At 61.1% G+C, this 23,528-nt stretch carries 19 protein-coding genes; 1 reads left to right on the top strand and 18 read right to left on the bottom strand.

Going from position 1 to position 23,528, the window contains the following annotated elements; genetic code table 11:
- Position 1: 1 nt before the first annotated feature.
- From JN524_RS00805 to arnB, 13 genes are all read right to left on the bottom strand, one after another.
- Positions 2-1,108, bottom strand: a complete 1,107-nt coding sequence (locus tag JN524_RS00805; protein WP_202368122.1) for an enoyl-CoA hydratase/isomerase family protein — start codon at positions 1,106-1,108, stop codon at positions 2-4.
- Positions 1,109-1,755: 647 nt separating this feature from the next.
- Positions 1,756-2,442, bottom strand: a complete 687-nt coding sequence (locus JN524_RS00810; protein WP_202368123.1) for an HPP family protein — start codon at positions 2,440-2,442, stop codon at positions 1,756-1,758.
- A 154-nt stretch (positions 2,443-2,596) separates the two neighbouring features.
- On the bottom strand, positions 2,597-3,775 hold the full coding sequence (locus tag JN524_RS00815; protein ID WP_202368124.1) for an MFS transporter: 1,179 nt from the start codon (positions 3,773-3,775) through the stop codon (positions 2,597-2,599).
- A gap of 142 nt (positions 3,776-3,917) precedes the next feature.
- Positions 3,918-4,436 (bottom strand): GNAT family N-acetyltransferase, encoded by a 519-nt coding sequence (locus tag JN524_RS00820; protein ID WP_202368125.1) that lies wholly within the window; start codon positions 4,434-4,436, stop codon positions 3,918-3,920.
- A gap of 79 nt (positions 4,437-4,515) precedes the next feature.
- A complete protein-coding gene (locus tag JN524_RS00825) occupies positions 4,516-6,114 on the bottom strand; it encodes an ArnT family glycosyltransferase (protein WP_202368126.1) in 1,599 nt (532 codons plus the stop codon).
- Positions 6,111-7,490 (bottom strand): UDP-glucose dehydrogenase family protein, encoded by a 1,380-nt coding sequence (locus JN524_RS00830; RefSeq protein ID WP_186351698.1) that lies wholly within the window; start codon positions 7,488-7,490, stop codon positions 6,111-6,113. The genes JN524_RS00825 and JN524_RS00830 overlap by 4 nt, the downstream gene beginning before the upstream one ends.
- A complete protein-coding gene (gene arnF / locus JN524_RS00835) occupies positions 7,487-7,900 on the bottom strand; it encodes a 4-amino-4-deoxy-L-arabinose-phosphoundecaprenol flippase subunit ArnF (protein ID WP_183785023.1) in 414 nt (137 codons plus the stop codon). The genes JN524_RS00830 and arnF overlap by 4 nt, the downstream gene beginning before the upstream one ends.
- Positions 7,897-8,241: a 4-amino-4-deoxy-L-arabinose-phosphoundecaprenol flippase subunit ArnE gene (gene arnE, locus JN524_RS00840; protein ID WP_098963994.1), complete on the bottom strand. Its 345-nt coding sequence runs from the start codon at positions 8,239-8,241 to the stop codon at positions 7,897-7,899. Before arnE ends, arnF begins: the two co-directional genes overlap by 4 nt.
- The gene (arnT, locus tag JN524_RS00845) at positions 8,238-9,887 is read right to left on the bottom strand and encodes a lipid IV(A) 4-amino-4-deoxy-L-arabinosyltransferase (protein ID WP_183785028.1); all 1,650 of its coding nucleotides are present in this window, start codon (positions 9,885-9,887) and stop codon (positions 8,238-8,240) included. The genes arnE and arnT (JN524_RS00845) overlap by 4 nt, the downstream gene beginning before the upstream one ends.
- Entirely contained in the window at positions 9,884-10,768 is an 885-nt protein-coding gene (arnD, locus tag JN524_RS00850) for a 4-deoxy-4-formamido-L-arabinose-phosphoundecaprenol deformylase (RefSeq protein ID WP_202368127.1), read from the bottom strand. Before arnD ends, arnT (JN524_RS00845) begins: the two co-directional genes overlap by 4 nt.
- Positions 10,768-12,759: a bifunctional UDP-4-amino-4-deoxy-L-arabinose formyltransferase/UDP-glucuronic acid oxidase ArnA gene (gene arnA / locus JN524_RS00855; RefSeq protein ID WP_135295781.1), complete on the bottom strand. Its 1,992-nt coding sequence runs from the start codon at positions 12,757-12,759 to the stop codon at positions 10,768-10,770. Before arnA ends, arnD begins: the two co-directional genes overlap by 1 nt.
- Complete coding sequence (arnC, locus tag JN524_RS00860; RefSeq protein WP_134786352.1) at positions 12,756-13,787, bottom strand: undecaprenyl-phosphate 4-deoxy-4-formamido-L-arabinose transferase; 1,032 nt, start codon at positions 13,785-13,787, stop codon at positions 12,756-12,758. Before arnC ends, arnA begins: the two co-directional genes overlap by 4 nt.
- A complete protein-coding gene (arnB, locus tag JN524_RS00865; RefSeq protein WP_202368128.1) occupies positions 13,784-14,932 on the bottom strand; it encodes a UDP-4-amino-4-deoxy-L-arabinose aminotransferase in 1,149 nt (382 codons plus the stop codon). Before arnB ends, arnC begins: the two co-directional genes overlap by 4 nt.
- A 438-nt stretch (positions 14,933-15,370) precedes the next feature.
- Here arnB and JN524_RS00870 point away from each other — a divergent pair, with 438 nt between their 5' ends.
- Positions 15,371-16,261, top strand: coding sequence for a site-specific integrase (locus JN524_RS00870; RefSeq protein ID WP_027611947.1), 891 nt, complete (start codon positions 15,371-15,373; stop codon positions 16,259-16,261).
- Here the strand turns inward: JN524_RS00870 and JN524_RS00875 are convergent, their stop codons facing one another.
- From JN524_RS00875 to arnT (JN524_RS00895), 5 genes are all read right to left on the bottom strand, one after another.
- On the bottom strand, positions 16,262-17,320 hold the full coding sequence (locus JN524_RS00875; protein ID WP_202368129.1) for an ABC transporter ATP-binding protein: 1,059 nt from the start codon (positions 17,318-17,320) through the stop codon (positions 16,262-16,264).
- Positions 17,317-18,912 carry an ABC transporter permease gene (locus JN524_RS00880; RefSeq protein WP_202368130.1) on the bottom strand — a complete coding sequence of 532 codons (1,596 nt, stop codon included), beginning with the start codon at positions 18,910-18,912 and terminating at the stop codon, positions 17,317-17,319. The genes JN524_RS00875 and JN524_RS00880 overlap by 4 nt, the downstream gene beginning before the upstream one ends.
- A gap of 3 nt (positions 18,913-18,915) precedes the next feature.
- On the bottom strand, positions 18,916-19,929 hold the full coding sequence (locus tag JN524_RS00885; protein WP_098963999.1) for an iron ABC transporter substrate-binding protein: 1,014 nt from the start codon (positions 19,927-19,929) through the stop codon (positions 18,916-18,918).
- Between the two features lie 186 nt (positions 19,930-20,115).
- Entirely contained in the window at positions 20,116-21,633 is a 1,518-nt protein-coding gene (locus tag JN524_RS00890; protein WP_202368131.1) for an ArnT family glycosyltransferase, read from the bottom strand.
- Entirely contained in the window at positions 21,630-23,351 is a 1,722-nt protein-coding gene (gene arnT / locus JN524_RS00895) for a lipid IV(A) 4-amino-4-deoxy-L-arabinosyltransferase (protein WP_202368132.1), read from the bottom strand. The genes JN524_RS00890 and arnT (JN524_RS00895) overlap by 4 nt, the downstream gene beginning before the upstream one ends.
- Positions 23,352-23,528 lie beyond the last annotated feature (177 nt).

The following is a 23,528-nucleotide window of genomic DNA, read 5'->3' on the forward strand; positions in this document are numbered from 1 at the left end:
CTCAGCTCCCGCTCTCATCAAAACCGTTAAAGAAACTCGCGACATGCCCGGCGTCCAGCGCAGCAAGGGTCGGCGGGTTCCAGCGTGGTGTCTTGTCTTTGTCGATCAGCAGGGCGCGCACGCCCTCGATCAGGTCGCCGCGTTCGAACCACTGGCGATCCAGATGCAGTTCGAGGGCGAAACAGTGTTCCAGGCTCAAGTGCCGACCGCGACGGAGCATTTCCAGGGTCACGGCCATCGCCAGTGGCGAGCGGGTCTGCAGCAGGTCAGCGGTGCTTGTCGCCCACTCGTGGCTGTCGGCGACGGTGACTGCGCGCAGTTGCTCGACAATGCTCGGCACGTCCGGCAGGGCGAAGAAGTGGTCGATGGCCGGGCGCAGTTTCTCCAGCGGCGCATCGGCCAGGGTTTGCACGCCGTTTTTCGCCAGCAGGCCCTGCAGATCCTTGAGCGGCGTGTCGCGCCATTCCAGATGATCGAGTTGTTCGTCGAGGCTCGGCAATTTGCTGCTGTCGACAAACCAGTCCGCCAGCCCGCAGTACAACGCATCGGCCGCACGAATCTGCACGCCGCTGACGCCCAGATAGATCCCCAGTTCACCGGGAATCCGCGAGAGGAAATAGCTGCCGCCGACATCGGGGAAATACCCGATCGCCACTTCCGGCATCGCCAGCCGGCTCTTTTCGGTGACCACCCGCAGATCCGCGCCTTGCACCAGGCCCATGCCGCCGCCGAGGACGAAACCGTCCATCAAGGCCAGCACCGGTTTACGGTAATGATGAAGCGTCAGGTCGAGGGCGTATTCCTCGACGAAGAAATCTTCGTGCAGCGTGTCGCCGCTTTTGAAGCTGTCGTACAGCGAACGAATGTCGCCACCGGCGCAGAACGCCTTTTCACCGGCCCCGCGCAGCACCACGGCGTGCACGCTGGCGTCAGTCGCCCAGGCATCGAGTTGCTGCTGCAACTGACGAACCATGTCGAGGGTGATGGCGTTGAGACCGGCGGGGCGGTTGAGGGTCAGGTGACCGATGTGATTGCGAACCTCGGCCAGCACTTCGTCTGGCGTGGCATCCATGGACGGCGTCCGCGGGGATGAAGCCTGAGCAGTCATCACTAACTCCCTGCTTTTATTGTCTTTATTCGAGAAGCTCGCGCGCGAGCGTTGACGGATCGTAACAGTGCAAATTTGCCGTGTACAACCGGGATATGTGCAGGGGGAGTTTGCGTTTTTGCCTTAAGGAAAAATCGCTATTTGCTGATGTAGGGACTGCCGAAGGCTGCGATCTTTTGATCTTGAAAGATCGCAGCCTCGTTGCACTCGACAGCTCCTACAGGGAGTGTGGGGTGTCAGGAGAAAACTTCGCGGATACTTCGGTGTTTGATCGGTATTTGTTTGTGTAGGAGCTGCCGAAGGCTGCGATCTTTTGGTCTTGAAAGATCGCAGCCTCGTTGCACTCGACAGCTCCTACAAGGAGTGTGGGGTGTCAGGAGAAAACTTCGCGGATACTTCGGTGTTTGATCGGTATTTGTTTGTGTAGGAGCTGCCGAAGGCTGCGATCTTTTGATCTTGAAAGATCGCAGCCTCGTTGCACTCGACAGCTCCTACAGGGAGTGTGGGGTGTCAGGAGAAAACTTCGCGGATACTTCGGTGTTTGATCGGTATTTGTTTGTGTAGGAGCTGCCGAAGGCTGCGATCTTTTGATCTTGAAAGATCTCAGCCTCGTTGCACTCGACAGCTCCTACAGGGAGTGTGGGATGTCAGGAGAAGACTTCGCGGATGCTGCGGCGTTTGGCGTGCAGTTCGCTGGCGTGGATCAGTTGTTCGAGGTCTTCGGGGGTGACATCGATGAACGCTTCCATGTCAGCCAAGGCCAGCTTCAGGTCTTCGGCGGTGATTGCCTGACTGTCGATCGGGGCAACCACAGGCGCTGGCTCGGCCGGGCGTTTCGGATAGCGGATGCGCGTCAGGTTGTTGTAGGCCAGCGCGCTGAGCAGCATGCAGGCGGCGGCGAGCATCACCGGTTCCATGGCTTTCCAGTCCATGGCGATGGTGGCCGGATCGGCCAGTACCAAGGTCAGTGCCAGTGCGCCGGCCGGTGGATGCAGGCAACGCAGCCAACACATCAGGATCAGTGCCATGCCCGCCGCCAGGCAGGCGCTGCCCAAGGTGCGGCCGAGGACGTGGGCCACCAGCAGCGCGACCACGCTGGCGCACAGGTAGCCGCCGATGATCGACCAAGGTTGCGCGAGTGCGCCGGAAGACACGGCAAACAGCAACACGGCCGAGGCGCCCAACGGCCCGATCAGGTGATACGCCACCTCAATGCCGAATACCTGACTGCACGCCCAGACGCTGAACAAGGTGCCCAGCGCCATGCCGATCGCGGCGCGGCTCCATTCGGTGGGGCGGGTGTTGATGGCGGCGGGCAACCAGCGAGCGAGCATGTGAATCGGGTCCTTGCGGTAAATTCGGGGCAAAAAAAAGGACTTGTCCGTTTCGGAAAGTCCTCGAAGTGTTCCAACTATTGGGGGAGGAACGCGCACAGTGTGCCGTGCAAAGTCGATGCTGACAAATTCATATAAATGCTGCTTCAGTGCATTATTTTTGAATTGTCGCCACGCGGCGTCCACTGACAAAACACAGATACCCACCCAGCCCCGCCAGAGCGCTCAAGGCGTATAACATGCTCGGCGCCGGCGTGTGCATCAGCAGGAACCCGCACATCACCGGACTCAGCGCACCGCCCAGCGCCGCGAGGTTCTGCGCACCGTAGTAACTGCCGCGCAGCTCCTCGGGAGCGAGGGTGTCGACGAAGAGGAAATCCGCCGGATAGATGATCATCTCGCCGAGGGTGAAGATGAACATCGCCATGCACCAGCCGACCAGACTGTCGGCCACGCTGAAGCCGATCAGGCCGACGATGAACAACGCGGTGCCGCCGGCAATCCAGAACCGCAGGTGCTCGCGCTTGAGAAAGCGCCCAATCTGGTATTGCAGCAGGATCACCGTGATCGCGTTGCAGGCGAGCAGGGCGGCCATGGTGTCGAGGGTCTGCTCTTGCGTGTGGGTCACCAGCAGATACTGCGACAGGTACAGGGTGAAGCGCCCGTGAACCAGGGTGCTGAGCAGGCAACCAAGGGTGAACAGGATCATCGTGCGGTCGTTTTTCAGGATGATCAGGGTGTTCAGGAAACTCTGCGGCTGGCTCGCCTGCGACAGCGGGCTGACCTCGCGAGAGACGCCCAGCAGCAGAAAAACGCTGCCAGCGGCAATCAGCCCCGCGACGATAAATGGCGCTGAAGGCTGAACCCCGGCAATCACCACGCCGATCATCGGGCCGACGGCGTAGCCAATGTTGGTCAGCGTGTAGTTCAGCGAAAACGCCTTGACCCGCTGGCTGACCGGCAGGTTTTCACTGAGCATCGCTTTGGAACAGATCAGGAACAGCGCCGACGCCGTTTCACTGATGATCAGCACCAGCGTGACCAGGTACAGATTCTGCGCGAAGGTCAGCAGCATCAGGCCGACACCGCTGGAAAGCATGGTCAGGATCAACAGCTGGCGCTTGTCGAGGCGATCGATGATGTAGCCGCCGTACAGCGATAACAGCGTGGCACTGAACACGGCGATGCCCAACAGCAGGCCGACGTCTTGCGGGTTGAGACCCAGTTTGTTGCTGAGGAACAGAGTCAGCAGCGGACTGATCAGGGCACGGCTGATGACGATGCTCAGCGAAGTGATCATCAGTCGGCGGATCAGGCGGGAGTAGGTGGCCACGGCAGTGCAAATGTCCTTATTTTTATGATGAGAAACCTTGTGGGAGCGAGCCTGCTCGCGAATACCGAGTGTCAGGCGCCAACCCAGTTGACTGACAGGACGCTATCGCGAGCAGGCTCGCTCCTACAAGGGATTTGTCCTGTCAGGGCAATATCAGGTGCATGGCGCAGCGTCGATCGGCGGCAAAGCCATGCTCGATTTCTTTCTGCAGAGCATCGAGCAAATGCGCTTCGTGCTCACCGGATGCGACTTCCACAAACCCCATCCGCTGATAAAACGGCGCATTCCACGGCACGTCGCGAAACGTGGTCAGGGTCACGGCGTGCATGTGCTGAAGGCGGGCATGTTCAATCGCGGCCAGCAGCAGTTGCCGGCCCACGCCCTGACCCTGAAACGCGAGGCTGACCGACAGTTCTTCAATGTGCAGTTGGTTGTCGAAATCCAGCGCGCGAATAAATCCTGCGAGCTGCGCCGAGGTGTTTTCGGCGACCCAGACGTAGGCATTGTCGATGGCTTGGCGGTGTTGCGCGGCGCCGGCCACGTCGGTGTCGGCAAGCCAGGCGAGGGTCGGATCTGTGCGAAACAGCTCGGCAGCCGAGCGTTCGATGGCGGGGAGGGCGGCGGCATCATTCTGCCGCGCCCGGCGTACAACAAAACTCATGGTAAAAATCCCTGTAGGAGCTGCCGCAGGCTGCGATCTTTTTCCTGAAAGCGCAAAAGATCGCAGCCTCAATCAGTTCCTACAAGGGCTTCAGATACAACAGCACGTAATCGTTCTTGTCGAAACGCCCGGTCAGCACCGGTTGCAGGCTGGCCAGCGGGGTGCCCTGTAGCGATTGCAGGTCCTTGCTGTCCATCATCAGCCAGGCCGGGCCTTTGAGGGCTTCGAGTTGCTGCACCGTTTCGGTGAACTGCGGTTGCAGGTCCTGCTCGACGTTGACCATGAACTTGATCGCCTTGGCGTCTTTGCCCATGCCGTGCAGCACCAGCGGTGCCGGGTTCTGCTGCACCTGCGCGAAGGCAGCACGACTGAAGGCCTGCGTGTCGTACAGACGTCGCTCCACCGGTTCGAACACCGCGGCATACACCGTCCACAAGGCTAACACCGAGCACAGCGCCAATACTTCGGCACGCCGGCGCGGCATCAACAGGCGCGACAGTGCGAGCAATTGCAGAACGCCGAGTACGATCAGCACCAGAGTGATGCCGTCGAGTTGCTCGGGAAAGCGGCGCTTGGCAACCAGCAGGGCTACCATCAACAGTCCCGGCGTCACCAGCCAGATACCTTGAATCACCCCGCGCAATACACGGAACACCCGCCCGTGCAGCACCTGGAACGGGTACGCCGCGATGATCGCCGCCATCGGCAACATCGGCAGCAGGTAACGCGCCTTCTTCGCCTGTGGAATCGACAGACCGACCATGACGATCAGCCCGGCAGCCGCGCAATATTGCACCAGACGCAACGCCGGGCCGCGTTGATGCGGTTTGCTCAGCCAGGTCGCGGCCAACGCCAGAATCGCCAGCGGATACGCCAGTGCGTAGTTGCCGATGGAGCTGGTGAAGTAATACAGCGAACCACTGACGCCCTCACTGCCGTCCATGCGCCCCATGAACTGCATGCGGATCACGTCCTGCAGGAAGGCTTCGCCACCGCTGAGTTTCGCCAGCCACAACAGCAGGCTGACACACGCTGCGAGTAACACAGAAGCGATCACGCCGAACACGAAGAGGCGTTTCCACTCACGGTTGAGCAGGTAGTAACTGCAGAGCATGCCGGTCGGTACCACCAGGCCGATAGGCCCGCGAATCCCGAAGCCCAGCAACAGCAGGACAAAGATCAGCGGCCAGCGACGGCGTGAGCCGAAGTGGTCGTGCGCGTAACCCAGGTAAAACACCGACAGCGCCACGGCGGCGAGCATCAGGTCTTGCGACACGGCGCGCACTTCGGTGACGAAGGTGCTGGTGAGCATCAACAGCGCAATGCTGATCAAGGCCCAGCGCTGCGAATGCACCGCCAGCAAGCGATACATCAACGTCACGATCACGCCGCCGGCAATGGCGCTCGGCAGCCATGCCGTCAGGGTGTTGATCGCGCCGAAGGGCAACGACAACAACCAGATGAACAGCGTCGAGAGGGCTGAATAGTCGGCGTAAGGTTGACCGTAAGTGGTCGGGAATACGGTCGGCCCGTGTCTCAGCATTTCCTGGGCAAACAGTACGAACCGTGAATCGAAGCCAATGGGAGCCTGTCCGTAAACCCCGGCGATAAACAACAGCAGTGCCAGCAGCCCTGCGATCAGGGACTGCCGGCGGATGACAGGCGACAACGTGATCAAGCGACGTCCGCAGTGTTAGGCCACTGCTGCAGCGGCATCGGCAGTTTGCGCGAGTCACCACGGCCGATCGGGAAGTACTTGAAGCCGTTGCGCGCCAGACGCTCGGCGTCGTACAGGTTGCGGCCGTCGAAGATCACCGGGGCTTTCAGGCGTTGCTCGATCAGGTCGAAGTCCGGCGCCTTGAACTGCTGCCATTCGGTGCAGATGATCAGCGCATCGGAACCCGCCAGCACCGATTCCGGAGTGCCCATCAGCATCAGTTTTTCTTCGTTCGGATACAGATGCTGGGTTTCCTGCATCGCTTCCGGGTCGAACGCGCGAACGCTGGCGCCAGCGGCGAACAACGAATCGAGCAGGACACGGCTCGGCGCGTCGCGCATGTCGTCGGTGTTTGGCTTGAACGCCAGGCCCCACAGGGCGAAGGTCTTACCGCGCAGATCACCTTTGTAGAACGCATTGATGCGGTCGAACAGCTTGTGCTTCTGCCGCTCGTTGATCGCTTCGACCGCTTGCAGCAGGTCGCTGGAGCAATGCGCCTGTTCGGCACTGTGGATCAGCGCGCGCATGTCTTTGGGGAAGCACGAACCGCCATAACCGCAGCCGGGGTAGATGAAGTGGTAACCGATGCGCGTGTCGGCACCGATGCCCTGACGGACCGACTCGATGTCGGCGCCCAGGTGTTCGGCCAGTTCGGCGATCTGATTGATGAAGCTGATCTTGGTCGCCAGCATGCAGTTGGCGGCGTACTTGGTCAGCTCGGCGCTGCGCAGGTCCATGAACATGATGCGGTCATGGTTGCGGTTGAATGGCGAGTACAGGTCGCGCATCACATCGCGCACTTCGTCACCTTCGCAGCCGATGACGATGCGGTCCGGACGACGGCAGTCGGACACCGCCGAACCTTCCTTGAGAAATTCCGGGTTGGAGACGATATCGAACTGCAGCTCACGACCGGCCTTGTCCAGCGCGGCCTGAATGTGCGCACGCAGGGTGTCGCCGGTGCCGACCGGTACGGTGGATTTCTCCACCAGGATCAGCGGCTGCTCACGGTGGCGCGCCACGGCGTCACCCACCGACAGCACGTATTTCAGATCGGCCGAGCCGTCTTCGCTGGACGGTGTACCGACGGCGATGAACGCGACGCGACCGTGTTGTACGGCGAGTTTTTCATCGGAAGTGAAATGCAGGCGGCCGGAGTCCAGGCCTTCGCGCACCAGGCTCGACAGGCCCGGTTCGAAGATGCTGACGTGACCCTGGCGCAGCAGTTCGACTTTCTTCTGATCGATGTCCATGCACACGACGTCGTGACCGACTTCGGCCAACACGGCGGCCTGTACCAGGCCGACATAACCGCTACCAAATACTGTGATTTTCATGGAGCACTCCTGAATTCGGGCGCACGAGACGGACGAGTGTTAATAGTGATGACCCCGAGCATGACCAGTGCCACGCCCAGCGATTTAGTGAAACTGAACGATTCGTTGAACAGCGGCAGACTGGCCGCCAGCAGGTACACCAGCGCGTAGCTGATGCTCAATAGTGAATAAGCCCGGCCCAACGGCAGATCGCGCAATGCCGCGAGCCAGCAGAGCATCGACAGGGCGTAGGCGAAAATCGCCGCCACCACCACGGCCATTGCCGACAGATCGACACTGCCGGCACTCAGCGCCGTCAGCCATTGTTCCGGTTGCGGCAGGCGCGTCATGCTCCAGCGCATGCCCAGTTGGGCGCCACTGACCAGCATTACGCTGCCCAGAGCAAAACCGATTCCTCGAGCCTGGTTCATGACTGTTGCCCCAGCAAAACCACGCCGCCGATCACCAGCGCCACGCCCAGCCAATGCTGGCGGTCGATGGGCTCGCGAAAGACGAAGCGGGCGATCAGGGTGATCAGCACGAAGTTGAGGCTGAGCATCGGGTAAGCGATGCCCACTTCAAGACGTTGCAACACCAGCAGCCAGACCAGCAGCCCGCTACCCAGCGAAAACAGCGCCAGCCACAACCATGGCGAACGCAGTTTGGCGGCCCACGACGACTCAACGCCGCGCCAGCTCTCCACGGCGAATTTCTGCGCGACTTGCCCCAGGCACGTCAGCAGACACGCCGTCAGTAACAGCAACCAACTCATGACGGATCCTTGGGCAGCACCATGATCACCAGATTGCCCGATTCGTAACGGGTACCGTCCTTGGGCAGCAGGTCCAGCTCTTCGAGCTCGTCCTGGCCCTTGACACGCATCAGCACACCGACCGATCCGCTGCGGCGCGCTTCGCGTACCCATTGTTGAACGTTGTCCTTGGTGAGTCGGCGCTCGGCGCCTTCCGGGTAGGAAAGACCGTATTTGAGTTCGCCGACGGTGTTGTACAGCGCGACCTCCGGTTGTTTCATGCGCCAGGCCAGCGCTGCCGCCGCGCCCAGATCATTGCTCAGCAGGTGCGTGGCGCCGGACAGTTCGGTGACATGGTGGCGGATGAACTGATCCGGGGTTTTGTTGGCCACCACCGACTTGGGCAACGCCGCCGGCAGGATCCCGGCCAGTAACAGACTGCCCAGCGCCGGCGCCGCCCAGCACTGCAACGGCAGGAACGCTTGCGCCAGGTTGGCGATGATCCAGCCGATCAGGGCGATGAACACCAGCACCAGGCTGTGCAGTTCGTGGTCGTACACCGGTTTGTTCAGTTGCAGGTAAACCAGTGCGATCAGCGTGACCACACCCAGCAGCAGGTTCAGCAGACCGTTGATCCCCAGTGCCCGACCTTGTTCCAGACGCAGGCGATCAGCCAGCGCATTACCCAGCAGCAGTGCCAATGGCAACAGGCACGGCAGAATGTAGGTCGGCAGCTTGCCGTTGCTCAGGCTGAAAAAGCCCAGCGGCAGCCACAACCACAACAACAGAAAGACCATGTTCGGCTGGGCCCGGGTTTGCCAGGCTTGCTTGAACGCGGTCGGCAACAGGCCAACCCACGGCAGACTGAATGCCACCAGCAGCGGCAAGTAGAACCACCACGGTGCATCGTGCTGCGCATCGTCACCGGCAAAGCGCCGGATGTGTTCGTGCCAGAAGAAGAACCGCCAGTAATCCGGTTCCTGTGCGTGCACCGCCAGCGCCCACGGCAAGCTGACGATGATCGCGATGGCGATCGCCACCGGACCGAACACCAGTAGTTCACGCCAGCGTTTCTGCCAGAGCATCCACGGCAACGCGATCAGTACCGGCAGCAACCAGGCGAGAAAGCCCTTGGTCATGAAACCCATGCCGCAGGCCAGCCCCAGCAGCGCCCAGGCGCCCAGACGGTGCCCGGTGCTTTTGCTGTCGAGCGCAAACCACAGCGCCACCAGGCTCAGGTTGACCCAGAAGGTGAATTGCGGATCGAGGTTGGCATACCCGGCCTGACCGGCGACGACTGTAAAGCTCATGTAGAGCAGGGCGCAGACGAAGCTCTTGCGCGGATCGTTCCACAACCGCCGCGCGACCAGGTAGGCCAGGAGCACACTCAACGCCGTGCTGAGTGCCGACGCGAAGCGCACGCCGAACAGGTTCTGTCCGAACAATTCCTGGCCGATGGCGATCATCCAGTAGCCGGCAATCGGTTTCTCGAAATACCGCAGCCCCATGAAATGCGGCGACACCCAGTTGCCACTGAGCAGCATGTCCTGGCTGATCTGTGCGTAGCGGGTTTCGTCGGGGATCCACAGGCCATGGGTGCTCAACGGCAACAGATAGGCCAGCAGACAGAGGCCGACCAACAGCGGCAGTGCCCAGCGTCTGGTCATGCGCCTTGCACTCCCAGCCAGCCTTCACGGCCTTCGAGCACACCGCGTTGCACGCGGCCCACGGGCAGGGTGTTGAAAAACTCGGGCAACAAGTCGCCCAAGGGTTTGAAGTCAATATTGCGCTGGCGTGCATCGGCCAGCAATTGACGAAAGTCCTGAGCCATCAGAATCCCTTCTACTTCGGCATGAATGGTGTAGACGTTGAGTGCTTGCGCCTGGAACCGGTCGAGGATGAAGGAGTTGAACTCCTTCGCCGCCACGTGCGGGCCGACGACTTCGTCGAAGGTCGGCAGGTCCACCGGAATCTGCGGAGTGCCCAGCGAACCGTCCGCCAGCAGCGGACGGAACAGGCTCTGCCCGCGGCAATCGCTGTTATAGCGAAAGCCGAAGGTCTGCTTGGCCTCGATCACGCGCTCGTCCGCACGCCAACCGGCGGCGGCCGAACACTGGATCTTTTCTCCAAGGATGTCGCTCAAGGTGTCGACGCCGCGCCGGATCTGTTCGATCAGTTGCGCGTCGCTCCAGCGCCCGGCGTTGGCCTGCCAGCCATGGTGATCCCAGGCGTGCAGGCCGACTTCGTGACCGGCATCCCGGGCCTGACGCATCAGGTGCCCGAGATCACGGCCAATCGGTTTGCCGGGCCAGGCAGTGCCGGCCAGCAAAATGTCCCAGCCGTAGAGGCCGGCAGCGTTGGAGCGCAGCATTTTCCAGAGGAACTGCGGGCGGATCAGGCGCCACAGATGCCGACCCATGTTGTCCGGGCCGACACTGAAGAAAAACGTTGCCTTGACCTGCGCCTCGTCGAGCATCTCCAGCAGCCGCGGCACACCTTCTCGGGTGCCACGGTAGGTGTCGACATCGATACGAAGACCTGCCTGCATTACTTCTTGTCCGCGATTTCGAGCATGGCTTCACGCAGGAAGAAGTCCAGGGTGTTGCCGATGGTCTCGCGCATTTCCACGGTCGGCTCCCAGTTCAGCAGGCGCTTGGCGTTGGCGATGCTTGGCTTGCGGTGTTCCACGTCCTGGTAACCGGCACCGTAGAACGCCTTGCTTTCCACGTCGCGGAAACCGGCGAACGGAGGGAAGTTGTGACGCAGCGGGTGCGCTTCGAACTGACGCAGCAGCTCTTCGCCCAACTGACGGATGCTGGCTTCGTTGTCCGGGTTGCCGATGTTGATGATCTGGCCGTTGCAGACATCGTTGTCGTTGTCGATGATCCGCGCCAGGGCTTCAACGCCGTCAGCGATGTCAGTGAAGCAACGCTTCTGCTCGCCACCGTCGAACAGACGGATCGGCGTACCTTCCACCAGGTTGAGGATCAACTGGGTGATGGCGCGGGAGCTGCCGATACGCGCTGAATCCAGACGGTCCAGACGCGGGCCCATCCAGTTGAACGGACGGAACAGGGTGAAGTTCAGGCCCTTGGCCCCGTAAGCCCAGATCACGCGGTCCAGCAGTTGCTTGGAGACCGAGTAGATCCAGCGCTGCTTGTTGATCGGGCCAACGATCAGGTTCGAGCTGTCTTCGTCGAAGTTCTTGTCCTGGCACATGCCATAGACTTCCGAAGTCGACGGGAAAATCACGCGCTTGTTGTACTTGACGCAGTAGCGAACCAGTTTCAGGTTTTCCTCGAAGTCCAGCTCGAATACGCGCAGTGGGTTGCGGGTGTATTCGATCGGGGTGGCGATGGCCACCAGCGGCAGGACCACGTCGCACTTCTTGATGTGGTACTCGATCCACTCGGAGTGAATGCTGATGTCGCCTTCGACGAAGTGGAAGTTCGGGTGGCTGCGCAGACGCTCGATGGCGTCGGAGCCGATGTCCAGACCGTAGACTTCGTAGCGGTCGTCACGCAGCAGGCGCTCGGACAGGTGGTTACCGATGAAACCGTTGACGCCCAGGATCAGTACGCGAGTACGACGTGGCGCACGACCGGATTCGGCGCCGCGCAGCAACGAGCCATCGACCAGACCCAGTTCGTTGGCCAGTTGCGGGCCGCTGAGGTACAGACCGTTGTCGTTGCGCTGACCGGCGTTGATCACCAGCGAGTCCTGACCGCAGGCAATGCGCAGCGGATCGACGCTGATCACGCGACCTGGCGCCTGGCCTTCGTTGCCCTTGACGACTTCAGCGCTCCAGACGATCAGTTTGTGTTCGCCCACGGCGCAGAACGCGCCCGGGTAAGGACGGGTGACGGCGCGCACCAGGTTGAACAGTTCTTCCGCCGGTTTGGCCCAGACCAGTTTGCCGTCCGCCGGGGTGCGGCGACCGAACACGGTGGCTTTCGATTCGTCCTGTGGGGTTTCAGTGATCTTGCCTTGCAGCATGTTCGGCAGGGTGTCGCGCAGCAGGTCGCTGGCGGCGGTGCGCAGTTTGGCGTGCAGGGTCAGGCCGGTATCGCTGCGGTCGATGGCAACGCGCTGCTGGGCAACGATGGCGCCGGCATCAGCGCGCTTGACCATGCGGTGCAGGGTAACGCCGGTTTCGGTTTCGCCGTTGACCAGCACCCAGTTCGCCGGAGCGCGGCCGCGATAGCGTGGCAGCAGCGAACCGTGCAGGTTGAACGCGCCTTTTTTGGCCAGGGCCAGCAGTGGCTCGCTCAGCAGGTTGCGGTAGTAGAAGGAGAAAATGTACTCCGGGTCCAGCTTGGCGATGCGCTCGATCCACAGTGGGTGGTTGGCGTCTTCCGGTGCGTGTACCGGGATGCCTTTGTTGGCGCACAGCTGGGCAACCGACGCATAGAACGCGTTTTCTTTCGGATCGTCGGCGTGAGTGAACACTGCTGCAATGTCAAAGCCGCTGTTGAGCAGGGCTTCAATGCCGGCGCAGCCAATATCGTGGTAGGCGAAGACAACAGTTTTTGCACTCATGAGAGAACCTGATCGGAAGTGGAAGAAGTAGCGGTAGAAGAAAGACCATCGACGGTGACGGCAGGGGCCGGATCGGCCGGCTGGCTGCGCAACACCTTTTCGATGAAGAAACGTGGACGGGCGCGCACATCGCTGTACATGCGGCCGAGGTATTCACCCAGCAGCCCCATGCCGATGAACTGACCACCGGTGAACACGAACAGTACGGCGAACAGCACGAAGGTACCGTCACCGGCCCAACCGGCACCGAAGGCCAGACGCAAGACAATCAACGCAATCGCGAACAGCACGCCCAATCCGGCCATGGCGAAGCCGACGATGCTCAACAGACGCAGCGGGGTGGTGGTCATGCAGGTGACCAGATCGAACATCAGGTTGATCAGGCGCATCGGGCTGTATTTCGAGTCGCCGTGTTCACGCTCGGCGTGGGCCACGACGATTTCGGTGGTGTGACGGGCGAAGCTGTTGGCCAGGATCGGGATGAACGTGCTGCGTTCACGGCAGGCGAGCATCGCGTCGATGATGGTGCGGCGGTAGGCGCGCAGCATGCAGCCGTAGTCGCTCATGGCGACGCCGGTGGAGCGTTGCACGGCCAGATTGATCAGCTTCGAAGGATAACGTCGCAGCGCCGAGTCCTGACGATTGCCGCGCACGGTGCCGACCACGTCGTAACCTTTTTCGGCTTCGGCCACCAGCCGGGGGATTTCCTCCGGCGGGTTCTGCAGGTCGGCATCGAGGGTGATCACCACGTCGCCCTTGCACTGTTCGAAACCGGCCATGATCGCGGCGTGCTGACCATAGTTGCGGTTGAGAATGACCGCCACGAACGGGCTGTTTTCACGCCCGGCGGCTTCTTCGAGCATGTTCGCCGATTCGTCGCGGCTGCCGTCGTCGACCAGCACGATTTCGAAATCGTGATTCAGTTGGCGGCAGGCCGCCTCGGTACGACGCAGCAGCTCTGGCAGGCTTTCCTGTTCGTTGTAGACCGGGATGACGATCGACACGCTACGGATTGGATAAGGTTTCACAGGCGTTTTTCCATGATGTGTGCGATGGCACCGACCACCCGGTCAAGGTCTTGACCGGTCATGTCGGGGAACAGCGGAATCGAGCACAGCCGCGCCGAGTTCCATTCGGTGTTTGGCAGGTACAGGTCGGGGTCACGCTGGCGATACCAGGTGTGCAGGTGGGTGGCGATGAAATGGATACCGGTGCCGATGCCCTGATCCTGCAACGCCTTCATGAAGGCTTCGCGATCCATGCCGCAACGCTCGCTGTCGATGCGCAGGATGAACAGGTGCCAGGCGTGTTGCTGGGCATAGACGGGCAGGGCCAGCGGTTGCACCGGCAGGCCTTCGAATTTTTGCAGGTAGCTGGTGGCCAGTTCGGTGCGCCGGGCGTTGATTTCGTCCAGACGTTGCAGCTGCACCAGGGCAATCGCGGCGTTGATGTCGGCCAGGTTGTACTTGAAGCCCGGTTCCATCACTTGCGCCTGCGGCTTGCGGCCACCGGTCAGACGGTCATAGGCGTCAACGCCCAAGCCGTGGAATTTGAGCATGCGCACGCGGCTGGCGAGCGCTTCGTCGTCGGTGACGAACATCGCCCCTTCGGCACAGGTCATGTTCTTGATCGCATGGAACGAGAAGATCGCCGTGCCTTGCGAACCGACGTGGCGCCCCTTGTAGCGGGTGCCGGCGGCGTGGGCGGCGTCTTCGATGACCGGGATGCCGTGCTTGTCGGCCAGGGCGTACAGCGGATCAAGATCGAACGCAGCGCCGGCGTAGTGCACCGGAATGATTGCCTTGGTCCGCGGGGTGATGGCCGCTTCGATGCGCGCAGCGTCGGTCATCAGCGTGTCGCGGTCGACATCGACAAACACCGGTTTGGCGCCCAGCAGGGAGATCATGTTGGCGGTCGAGACCCAGGTCTGCGACGGGGTGATGACTTCGTCGCCCGGGCCGATGCCCAGGGCCAGCAGCGTGATGTGCATGCCGCCGGTGGCCGAAGACAAGGCCACTGCGTGCTTGCAACCCACGTACTGCGCAAACTGCTCTTCGAGTGCCTGGTTTTTCGGCCCCGTGGTGATCCAGCCCGAGCGCAACACCTGCTCGACAGCGGCAATTTCCTCATCGCCAATACTTGGGCGGGAGAAGGGGAGAAACGCCTGACTCATGGGCACCTCATTGCAAAAAATAAAAGGATGGACTCACGTAACTGTTGGATCCAACCACAGCGTAGACACAGAAAAGCGCTCCTGCATCAATAACTTGGCAAAAAAAGCATGACGTCGGGGATTGATTGACTTTTCACGATTTGCCCGGCAGGTTGGGGCATAGCCACTACCGAACCTATGGGAATTAAGGTTATGCCGGTTTTTGTGAAAGGAACATGAAAAACCGGTTGGCGAATCGTTTATCTGTCACTTATACAGCCGCTGTTCAGGCTTCTGCCGTCCATCGCAGTTTTTTGTCGGACAGTGCCGCTCAAGTACCTTCTTTACTTCAAGTACATTGCATTTGTTAGTTGTTGTAGTGCTGTACATTTTTTACTCAAGGTTTAACGTTTGATTGATTTAGTTGCTGCAACCCCCGACGCTCCAAAAACCAACCCGATGAGCCTGTACCTCGCGCGTTTGGCGCCTTCCAGCCAACTGACCATGCGCTATGTGCTGCAAGATGCGGCCGATCGCCTGGGCTTTGAAGACATGAATGTCGAAGAGATTCCCTGGCATGCCTTGCAACCGGAAGATGTTGTAGCGCTGGTCGCTGCATTACGCGCAGACAACTACGCACCGAACACTTCTTCGTTGTATGTGAATGCGGTGCGCGGGGTGATGAATGAGGCCTGGCGCATGAGTCTGATCAGCCAGGAACATCTGTTGAAGATGCGCTCGGTCAAGGGCATTGCCGGCACGCGGCTGTCTCAGGGGCGCAATCTCAAGCGCACGCTGATTCACGAATTGATGGAAGTCTGCGCCGCCGACCCACGCCCGCAGGGCCTGCGTGATGCGGCAATCATCGCGTTGCTGTACGGCACCGGCATGCGCAAGTCGGAATCGGTGGATCTGGACCTGAATCAGGTCGACTTCAGCGAGCGCAGCCTGTGCGTCACCGCCAAGGGCAACAAGCAGTTGATCAAGTACGCGCCGGCATGGGCTTTCAGCAAGCTCGATGCATGGCTCGAACTGCGCCGCTCGCAGCTCAAGGAAGGCGAGAGCGACGATGCCTTCCTGTTCAACCGTATTCGCCGTGGCAGCCACATCACCCGCGAGCGGATCACCAAGCATGCGATCTACTACATCGCTCGCCAGCGCGGCACGCAGGTCGGGGTGAAGATCATGCCCCACGATTTCCGTCGCTCGTTCATCACTCGGGTGATCGAGGAGCACGACCTGTCGATCGCACAGAAACTGGCGCATCACAGCAACATCCAGACCACCGCCAACTACGATGTGCGCGATGACAACGAGCGGCGGCGGGCGGTGGATCGCTTCGATCTCTGATCAGCTCAGGCCAAACACATGCGCCGCACCGAGTACCGACAGCTGCACCGCGCTGCCGGCGGGCGGCGCGTGCATGCCGGAGCTGCGCACCAGAATCGAACGGGCCGGATCCTGAGTCGCGGATGAGCTCAGTTCAACCGTCAGGGTGCAGGTGTTGCCGGCAAAGTCACGGTCGGTGACCAGCGCATGGCAGCCTTGACTGTCAGATGCCCCTTCGGCGATCTGCAATTGCTCGGGGCGCAGCATGATCTGCGCGGCGCCGCTGAAGCCGTTGCTGTTCACCGCCACCTGACCCAGATCGCAATGCGCCCAACCCGCCTCGATTCGCGCGGGCAGGACCACCGCTTCGCCGAGAAAGTGTGCGGTCTGCTCATCCTGCGGATAGCGGTAGAGATCCATCGGATGCCCGGACTGCACCAGCCGGCCACTGCGCATCACCGCCAACTGATCGGCAAACGACAACGCTTCGCTTTGGTCGTGGGTCACCAGAATGGTGGTGACGCCGGCGTCTTCGAGCAGGCGCGCGACCATTTTGCGCATGGCACTGCGCAAACCGGTGTCGAGGGCGGAGAACGGCTCGTCGAGCAGCATCAGCCGTGGCTGTTGCGCCAGTGCACGGGCCAGCGAGACCCGCTGTTGCTGGCCGCCGGACAATTCGTGGGGCCAACGGTTGGCCATGTTGGCGTCGAGGGCGACGCTGTCCATCAATTGCAGAATGCGTTGATGGCGCGCAGCACCGGTCAGGGCCAGGCCGAAACCGATGTTCGCCGCCACCGTCATGTGCGGGAACAACGCGCCGTCCTGCGGGACGTAGCCGATCTGCCGTTGATAGGCCGGCACTGCGTGGCTGCGGTCGACCAGCGTCTGGCCGTTGAGGGTGAGGCTGCCGCTGTCGGGAAACTCGAAGCCGGCGATCATCCGCAACAGCGTGGTTTTGCCGGAGCCGGAGGGGCCGACGATCACCGTGCGGCTGCCGGTCGGCACGTTGAGGCTGACGTCGTCGAGCGCCTTTTGCGCGCCGAAGGTTTTACTGAGGTTGAGCAGTTCGAGAGCGTTCATCGGCCAGCGGTACGCCTGGATTGGTGATAGAGGATGGCCGTCAGCGGCAGGGAAAGCAGGATCATCAGCAGCGCATACGGCGCTGCGGCGGCGTAATCGATTTCGCTGGTCATCGCCCAGAAACCGGTGGCGAGGGTGCGTGTGCCGTTGGGTGCGAGCAGCAGGGTCGCGGTCAGCTCATTGGTGATTGCCAGGAACACCAGCGCTGCACCTGCCGCCGCGCCGGGGGCCGCCAGGCGCACGGTGATCAACCACAATGCGCGTATCGGCGAGCGGCCAAGGCTTTGTGCGATGTTTTCCAGCTCGACCGGGGCCTGTGCGAAACCGGCGCGCAGGCTGACCAGTGCTCGCGGCAAGAACATCAGCAGGTAAGCCAGCAGCACGGTGATGGTGGTCTGGTAGATCGGCCGGGCGAAATGGATGGTCACAGTGACCAACGCCAGCGCGACGACAATGCCGGGCAGGGAGCTGGTGATGTAGTTGCAGCCTTCCAGCAAGCGCTGCAGTTTGCCCGGCGAGCGGATCGACAGCCACGCGATGGGAATCGCCGCGACACTGGTCAGCAATGCGCCGGCCACGCCGTAAGACAAGGTCTGCAGCAGCGCCGGCAGCAACTCGTCACCTTGCCAGACCTGCACGCCACCGGCCAGCAGCCAGCGGCCCAGCGTGAGCAACGGCACACCGAGCGCGAGCAGGCAGGTCAAGGTTTGCAGCAATAAAGCCAGGGTTGTCACGCCTCGGTTCAGTCGCACGCTGCGCTGATCGCGGGCGCTGCCGGAACCGACTCGCGCGTAGCGGGCGTTGCCACGGGCGGCAGATTCGGCGGTGAGCATCGCCAGACAGCACAGCGCCAGAACGCCAGCGAGCATGTTGGCCGCCGGGCCGTTAAACGTCGATTTGAACTGATCGAAGATCGCCGTGGTGAAGGTGTCGAAACGGATCATCGCGTACAAGCCGTACTCGGCCAGCAAATGCAGACCGACCAACAACGCGCCACCGCAGATTGCCAAGCGCAATTGCGGCAACACCACCCGAAAGAACACCGCCCACGGCTTGAGTCCCAAGGATTGCGCGACATCTTCAATCGCCGGATCGAGACGGCGCAAGGTCGCGGCAATCGGCAAATACAGAAACGGGAAATAGGCGATCACCGACACCAGCACACCGGCCGGCAGACCGTGGATCGACGGAATCAGGCTGACCCACGCATAACTGTGGACGAACGCCGGCACGGCCAGCGGTGCGACCGCCAGCACTGACCACAAGCGTCGGCCGGGCAGATTGCTGCGTTCGGTCAGCCAGGCCAGGGTGGTTCCGAGCAGGATGCACAGCGGCAGGGTGATCAGCACCAGCAGCACGGTGTTGATCAGCAATTCGCCGACCCGCGGGCGAAATATCAGGGCTTCGATGGTTGCCCAACCGGTGTACCACGCCACGCCGATCACGAACGCAATCGGCAGCAGTGACAGCAATGACACCAGCACCGCCGAGCTCACCACCCACGAGCTGCCACGCCCGCCCAGCGCGCGGGGCGTATGAAGGAGGCTGGCGGGGGCCGTCGCAACGGCCGGTGCAGGCAAGGTTTCGGGCATCACTCAGAGCAATCCGGCCTGGGTCATCAACTCGACGGCTTTTTTGCTGTCGAGGGTCGACGCATCGACTTTCGGCGCGTCGAGGGTTTTCAGCGGGGTCAGCTTCGGATTGGACGGCGCGTCTTTACCCACGGCGTATTCGAAGGAGGTGCCGGTTTCGAGAACTTCCTGACCTTCCTTGCTGGTGATGTATTTGACGAATTTCTGCGCTTCATCCTGATGCTTGCTCGAGGCCAGCACGCCAGCGCCGGAGGTGCTGACGAACGCGCCCGGATCCTGATGTTTGAAGTAGTACAGCTTGGTGTTTTTGCTGTTTTCGCCGGTCTTGGACTGATCAACGAAGCTGTAATAGTGATAGATCACGCCGCTGTCGATCTGTCCGGCGTTCACCGCTTTGAGCACCGCACTGTTGCCGCGATAGATCGTTGCGTTGGTCTTCATGCCCTTGAGCCATTCCAGCGTGGCAGCTTCACCTTTCTGTTGCAGGACGGCGGCGACGATCGCCTGGAAGTCCGCGCCAGCCGGGGAGGCGGCCCAACGGCCTTTCCAGGCCGGGGTGGCGAGGTCGAGCAGGGATTTGGGCAAGTCCTTTTCAGTCAGTTTGCTTGGGTTGTAGACGAACACGGTGGAACGGGCGGCGATGCCGACCCAATTGCCGTGGGCCGGACGGTAGGCGGAATCGACTTGCTCAAGGGTTGTCGGCGCCAACGGGGCGAACAGTTTGGCGTTGTCCACCAGCACCATCGCCGGCGAGTTTTCGGTGAGGAATACGTCTGCCGGCGAGGCGGCGCCTTCCTGCACGAGCTGGTTGCCCATCTCGGTGTCATCGCCGTTGCGAATGGTCACCGGAATGCCGGTTTCTTCGGTGAACCCGGCCACCCAGGCCTTGGTCAGGGTTTCATGCTGGGCGTTGTAAACCACCAGACCCACCGAATCGGCGGCAAAAGCCTGCCCGGTGCCGAGCAACGCAGTGGCCAGCAATGCGCGCTTGAAGAAGGATGGAAAGCGTGGATTCATTCGGGCAGCTCCTGTTTTCAGACGTTATGAGCAAACCCTCGCAGGAAACAATGCGAACGATTTGCAAGTGTCGAGTCGCGGCAATGTAGGGTGGCAAATGAGAAAAAAACGTCAAAGAAGCCGTTAATACTTGTCATTGCCATTCAAATTTACCGCGACTCTCTCCTTTTGTCTTAACGTCATTGCTCAGGAGTGGGGAATGTAAGCCACGCTCTGGTCTGCACGCCCGTGGAATACCTGTTCGCCACGGGTCGGGGTGGTGGTGATGACCTGATGATCAGCCTTCAGCGCATCCAGTGGCACGGCGTCACCGGAACGGTATTGCGCGACGAAAATCGTGCGTTGCGGATCCCAATGTTCCCCGCTGGTCCTTTCCAGCCAGGCGATCAGCGTCGCGGTGTTGCCATTGTGCGGGAAGTCCTCGATCGTTTCCGGCACGTAGTAGAACGGTGCACCACCGGTTTGCAGGTACATCGGTACTTTGTTGTCGACCTCGATCATGACCATGCGCCATTGATTCAACGGTGCCTGCTGACTGGCCTGTTCGCGAACCTGCTCGCCGAAGCGGATGACACCGCCGCCGCTGTTGGTCCATGGGTAAAGCACACCCAGTACCGCAGCGAGCAACACAGTAGTGACAGCGAAGCCGATCTTCAGCCCACGGCCTTCGCTGTTGCGGGCGGCCATGCGCCGGGTCACCCACCAGGCACCCAGCAATTGCGCGAAGGGCACCAGCGGCAAGACGTAGTAGCTGCGGCGACTGCCACTGGCGGTGAAGAACAGCATCAGCAGCGCAAGCCCTTGAATCAGCCAGCGGGTATCCGGTTCGATGTGCTTCCAGTTGCGCGCGGCCACCCACAAGGCGATCAACCAGTACGGCGCCCATGGCAGGGTGTAGACCGGCAGGTAGATCAAGTAGGTGTAAATCGGTCCGAATTGATCGAACGGCTGGAAAAACCGTACCACGTTTTCACGCAGCACCAGGCCGAGGCCGCTTTGTTCGTAGTTGGGCGCACCGTAGAGGTGAGACAACAGGAACGGCGCCATGTAAAACGCCCCGGCGATCAATAGCGCGCCGAACAGTCGCAAGTTCAGGTGGCGCTTCCAGCGGTGTTCGCTGAGCAGGTGCGGCAGCAGCACCAGCCCCGGCAGGATGAAACCGATCAGGCCTTTGAACAGCGAGGTCAGCGACAGCAAGCCGAAAAACACCACATAGCGCCAGAACCGGGTGTCATCCGGGCCGCGCCAGTACCACCAGACGGCCGCCAGCACGCCGCAGACGGTGAGAATGTCGGCGGTGGCGACTCGCGCCCAGAACACGAAATAGAAGGTGGTCGCCAGCATCCAGCCGGCGATCAGCCCGGTGCCTTTGCGGAACAGTTGCTCGCCGAGCAGATACACCAGCCACACGCTGAACCACGCGGAAATCACCGATGACAGGCGCAACGACCAATGCCCCAGCCCGCCGGTGAACCACGAGGTGGCGGTGATCAGCCAGTACGACAGCAGCGGTTTGTCGTAATAAGGACTGCCCTTGAGATAGGGGTCGAAATAATCGCCGCTTTGCAGCATCTGCAAGGCGATGTTGGCCCAACGGGTCTCCGGCCCCCACAGCTCGCGACTGCCCAGGCCGAGCAATAACAGCAGGGCAGTCGCCGCCAGCAGAAGCAGCAATTGCCTCCGTTCAGTCCTGGTCCGGGTCATGGCTGGCTCTGGCTGAAGATGAGGATTTCGATCTGCCCACGGCGGTAGTGCTTGCCGTCTATCGGCAACAGCTCCAGTTGTTGCTCGTCAGAGGTGCTGTTGACGCGCATCACCACGCCCACCGAGCCTTTTTTGCGTGCTTCGGTCATCCATTCGCCTACGCCGTCGAGGCTGACCTTGCGTGACGCCATGGCCGGGTCATCGAGGCCGTACTTGAGCTCGCCAACGGTGTTGAACAGGTCGACTTGCGGGCGGCGCAAACGCCATGACAATGCCGAAGCGGCTCCCAGATCGTTACTCAGCAACGAGCTGGTTTCGCTCAGTTCCTGCTGATGTTCGGCAATGAACTGATCCGGCATCTTGCTGTTGACGATGGTCGCCGGCATCGCCGCTGGCAGCAATGCGACGAGCAGGCCGATGCCCAACGCCGGCATCGCCCACAGCGCCAGAGGGCGCAAGGCTTGCAGCGATCCGGCAATCAGCCAGCCGAGCAGCACGATATAGCCCAGCGACAGGCTGAACATTTCGGTGTGTTCGTAAATTTCACGGGTCGCTTGCAGATAAATCAGCGCGATCAGTGCGGCGATGGCCAGCACTACGTTGACCACACCGTTGATGCGTAAGACGCGGCCGTTCTGGTCAGCTATCCAGTTCATCACGGTGTAGCCCATCAACAGAGCCAATGGCAGCAGGCACGGCATGATGTAAGTCGGCAGTTTGCCGCTGCTCGCGCTGAAAAAAGCCAGCGGCAGCAGGAACCACAAGGCGAGGAAGGCGATTTTCGGATCACGCTTTTCGCGCCAAGTACGCAGCAGCGTCGAAGGCAACAGCAGTGCCCACGGCAAGGTGGACGCAAACAGCAGCGGCAGGTAGAACCACCATGGTCGTGCGTGCTGTGCGTCTTCACCGGCGGCGAAGCGGCGGATGTGTTCGTGCCAGAAGAAGAACCGCCAGAAATCCGGTTCACGCGCATGCACGGCCAGTGCCCATGGCACGCTGACCAGCGCGGCCACCGCCACGGCAACCAGTCCATAACGCACCAGTTCACCGAAGCGCCGTTGCCAGATCATGTAGGGCAGGGCGATCAGCACCGGCAGCATCAGGGCGAGGAAACCTTTGGTCATCAGGCCCATGCCGCAGGCAAATCCCAACAAAGCCCAGCCGCCCAGGCGCGCGCGCGGGGTGTTGCTGTCGATGGCAAACCAGATCGCCACCAGACTCAGGTTGACCCACAAGGTGAACTGCGGATCGAGGTTGGCATAGCCGGCTTGTCCTGCGATCAGGCCGAAGCTCATATAAAGGAGGGCGCACGCGGCGCTGATTCGCGGGTTGTTCCACAGGCGCCGGGCCAACAGGTAGGCCAGCCACACGCTAACCCCGGAGCTGAGTGCCGAGGCGATGCGCACGCCGAACAGGTTTTCACCGAAAATCGCTTGGCCGATGGCGATCATCCAGTAGCCGGCGATCGGTTTTTCGAAGTAGCGAATGCCCATGAAGTGCGGCGCCACCCAGTTGCCGCTCTGCAGCATTTCCTGGCTGATCTGCCCATAACGGGTTTCATCGGGAATCCACAGACCGTGAGTCATCAGCGGCAGCAGATAAAACACCACGAATGCCAGCACCAGACCGGGTATCGCAAAGCGTTCGATCAGGGAGCTCTGGTGGAGGCGCGGCAAATTCAGCGCTGCATGGTGCAGCGGTTTGTTCTCAGACGTCATGACTGGACCTTGGTGCAGTACAAAGTGTGCGTTTCAGTGACGGCCCGGCGATTTCCGTAGCAGGCGCGGCACTGGGTTGAATGAATGCAGAGGCGAGCACGGCCGAGGGGCGTGTCCTGCATTCAGAGAACGGGTCTGCTTCCAGCTTTAAGTTCTCCTCGGGAAGACAAGCTTTAA

The sequence above is a fragment of the Pseudomonas sp. MWU318 genome, assembly GCF_016756945.1.
GTDB lineage: Bacteria > Pseudomonadota > Gammaproteobacteria > Pseudomonadales > Pseudomonadaceae > Aquipseudomonas > Aquipseudomonas putida_A.

What these genes read in the sequence shown, in the direction of transcription:
- JN524_RS00805 (WP_202368122.1), bottom strand. Translation starts at nt 1,108, where the DNA reads ATGACTGCTCAGGCTTCATCCCCGCGGACGCCGTCCATGGATGCCACG.
- JN524_RS00810 (WP_202368123.1), bottom strand. Translation starts at nt 2,442, where the DNA reads ATGCTCGCTCGCTGGTTGCCCGCCGCCATCAACACCCGCCCCACCGAA.
- JN524_RS00820 (WP_202368125.1), bottom strand. Translation starts at nt 4,436, where the DNA reads ATGAGTTTTGTTGTACGCCGGGCGCGGCAGAATGATGCCGCCGCCCTC.
- JN524_RS00830 (WP_186351698.1), bottom strand. Translation starts at nt 7,490, where the DNA reads ATGAAAATCACAGTATTTGGTAGCGGTTATGTCGGCCTGGTACAGGCC.
- arnF (WP_183785023.1), bottom strand. Translation starts at nt 7,900, where the DNA reads ATGAACCAGGCTCGAGGAATCGGTTTTGCTCTGGGCAGCGTAATGCTG.
- arnE (WP_098963994.1), bottom strand. Translation starts at nt 8,241, where the DNA reads ATGAGTTGGTTGCTGTTACTGACGGCGTGTCTGCTGACGTGCCTGGGG.
- arnT (WP_183785028.1), bottom strand. Translation starts at nt 9,887, where the DNA reads ATGACCAGACGCTGGGCACTGCCGCTGTTGGTCGGCCTCTGTCTGCTG.
- arnD (WP_202368127.1), bottom strand. Translation starts at nt 10,768, where the DNA reads ATGCAGGCAGGTCTTCGTATCGATGTCGACACCTACCGTGGCACCCGA.
- arnA (WP_135295781.1), bottom strand. Translation starts at nt 12,759, where the DNA reads ATGAGTGCAAAAACTGTTGTCTTCGCCTACCACGATATTGGCTGCGCC.
- arnB (WP_202368128.1), bottom strand. Translation starts at nt 14,932, where the DNA reads ATGAGTCAGGCGTTTCTCCCCTTCTCCCGCCCAAGTATTGGCGATGAG.
- JN524_RS00870 (WP_027611947.1), top strand. Translation starts at nt 15,371, where the DNA reads ATGAGCCTGTACCTCGCGCGTTTGGCGCCTTCCAGCCAACTGACCATG.
- JN524_RS00875 (WP_202368129.1), bottom strand. Translation starts at nt 17,320, where the DNA reads ATGAACGCTCTCGAACTGCTCAACCTCAGTAAAACCTTCGGCGCGCAA.
- JN524_RS00880 (WP_202368130.1), bottom strand. Translation starts at nt 18,912, where the DNA reads ATGCCCGAAACCTTGCCTGCACCGGCCGTTGCGACGGCCCCCGCCAGC.
- JN524_RS00885 (WP_098963999.1), bottom strand. Translation starts at nt 19,929, where the DNA reads ATGAATCCACGCTTTCCATCCTTCTTCAAGCGCGCATTGCTGGCCACT.
- JN524_RS00890 (WP_202368131.1), bottom strand. Translation starts at nt 21,633, where the DNA reads ATGACCCGGACCAGGACTGAACGGAGGCAATTGCTGCTTCTGCTGGCG.
- arnT (WP_202368132.1), bottom strand. Translation starts at nt 23,351, where the DNA reads ATGACGTCTGAGAACAAACCGCTGCACCATGCAGCGCTGAATTTGCCG.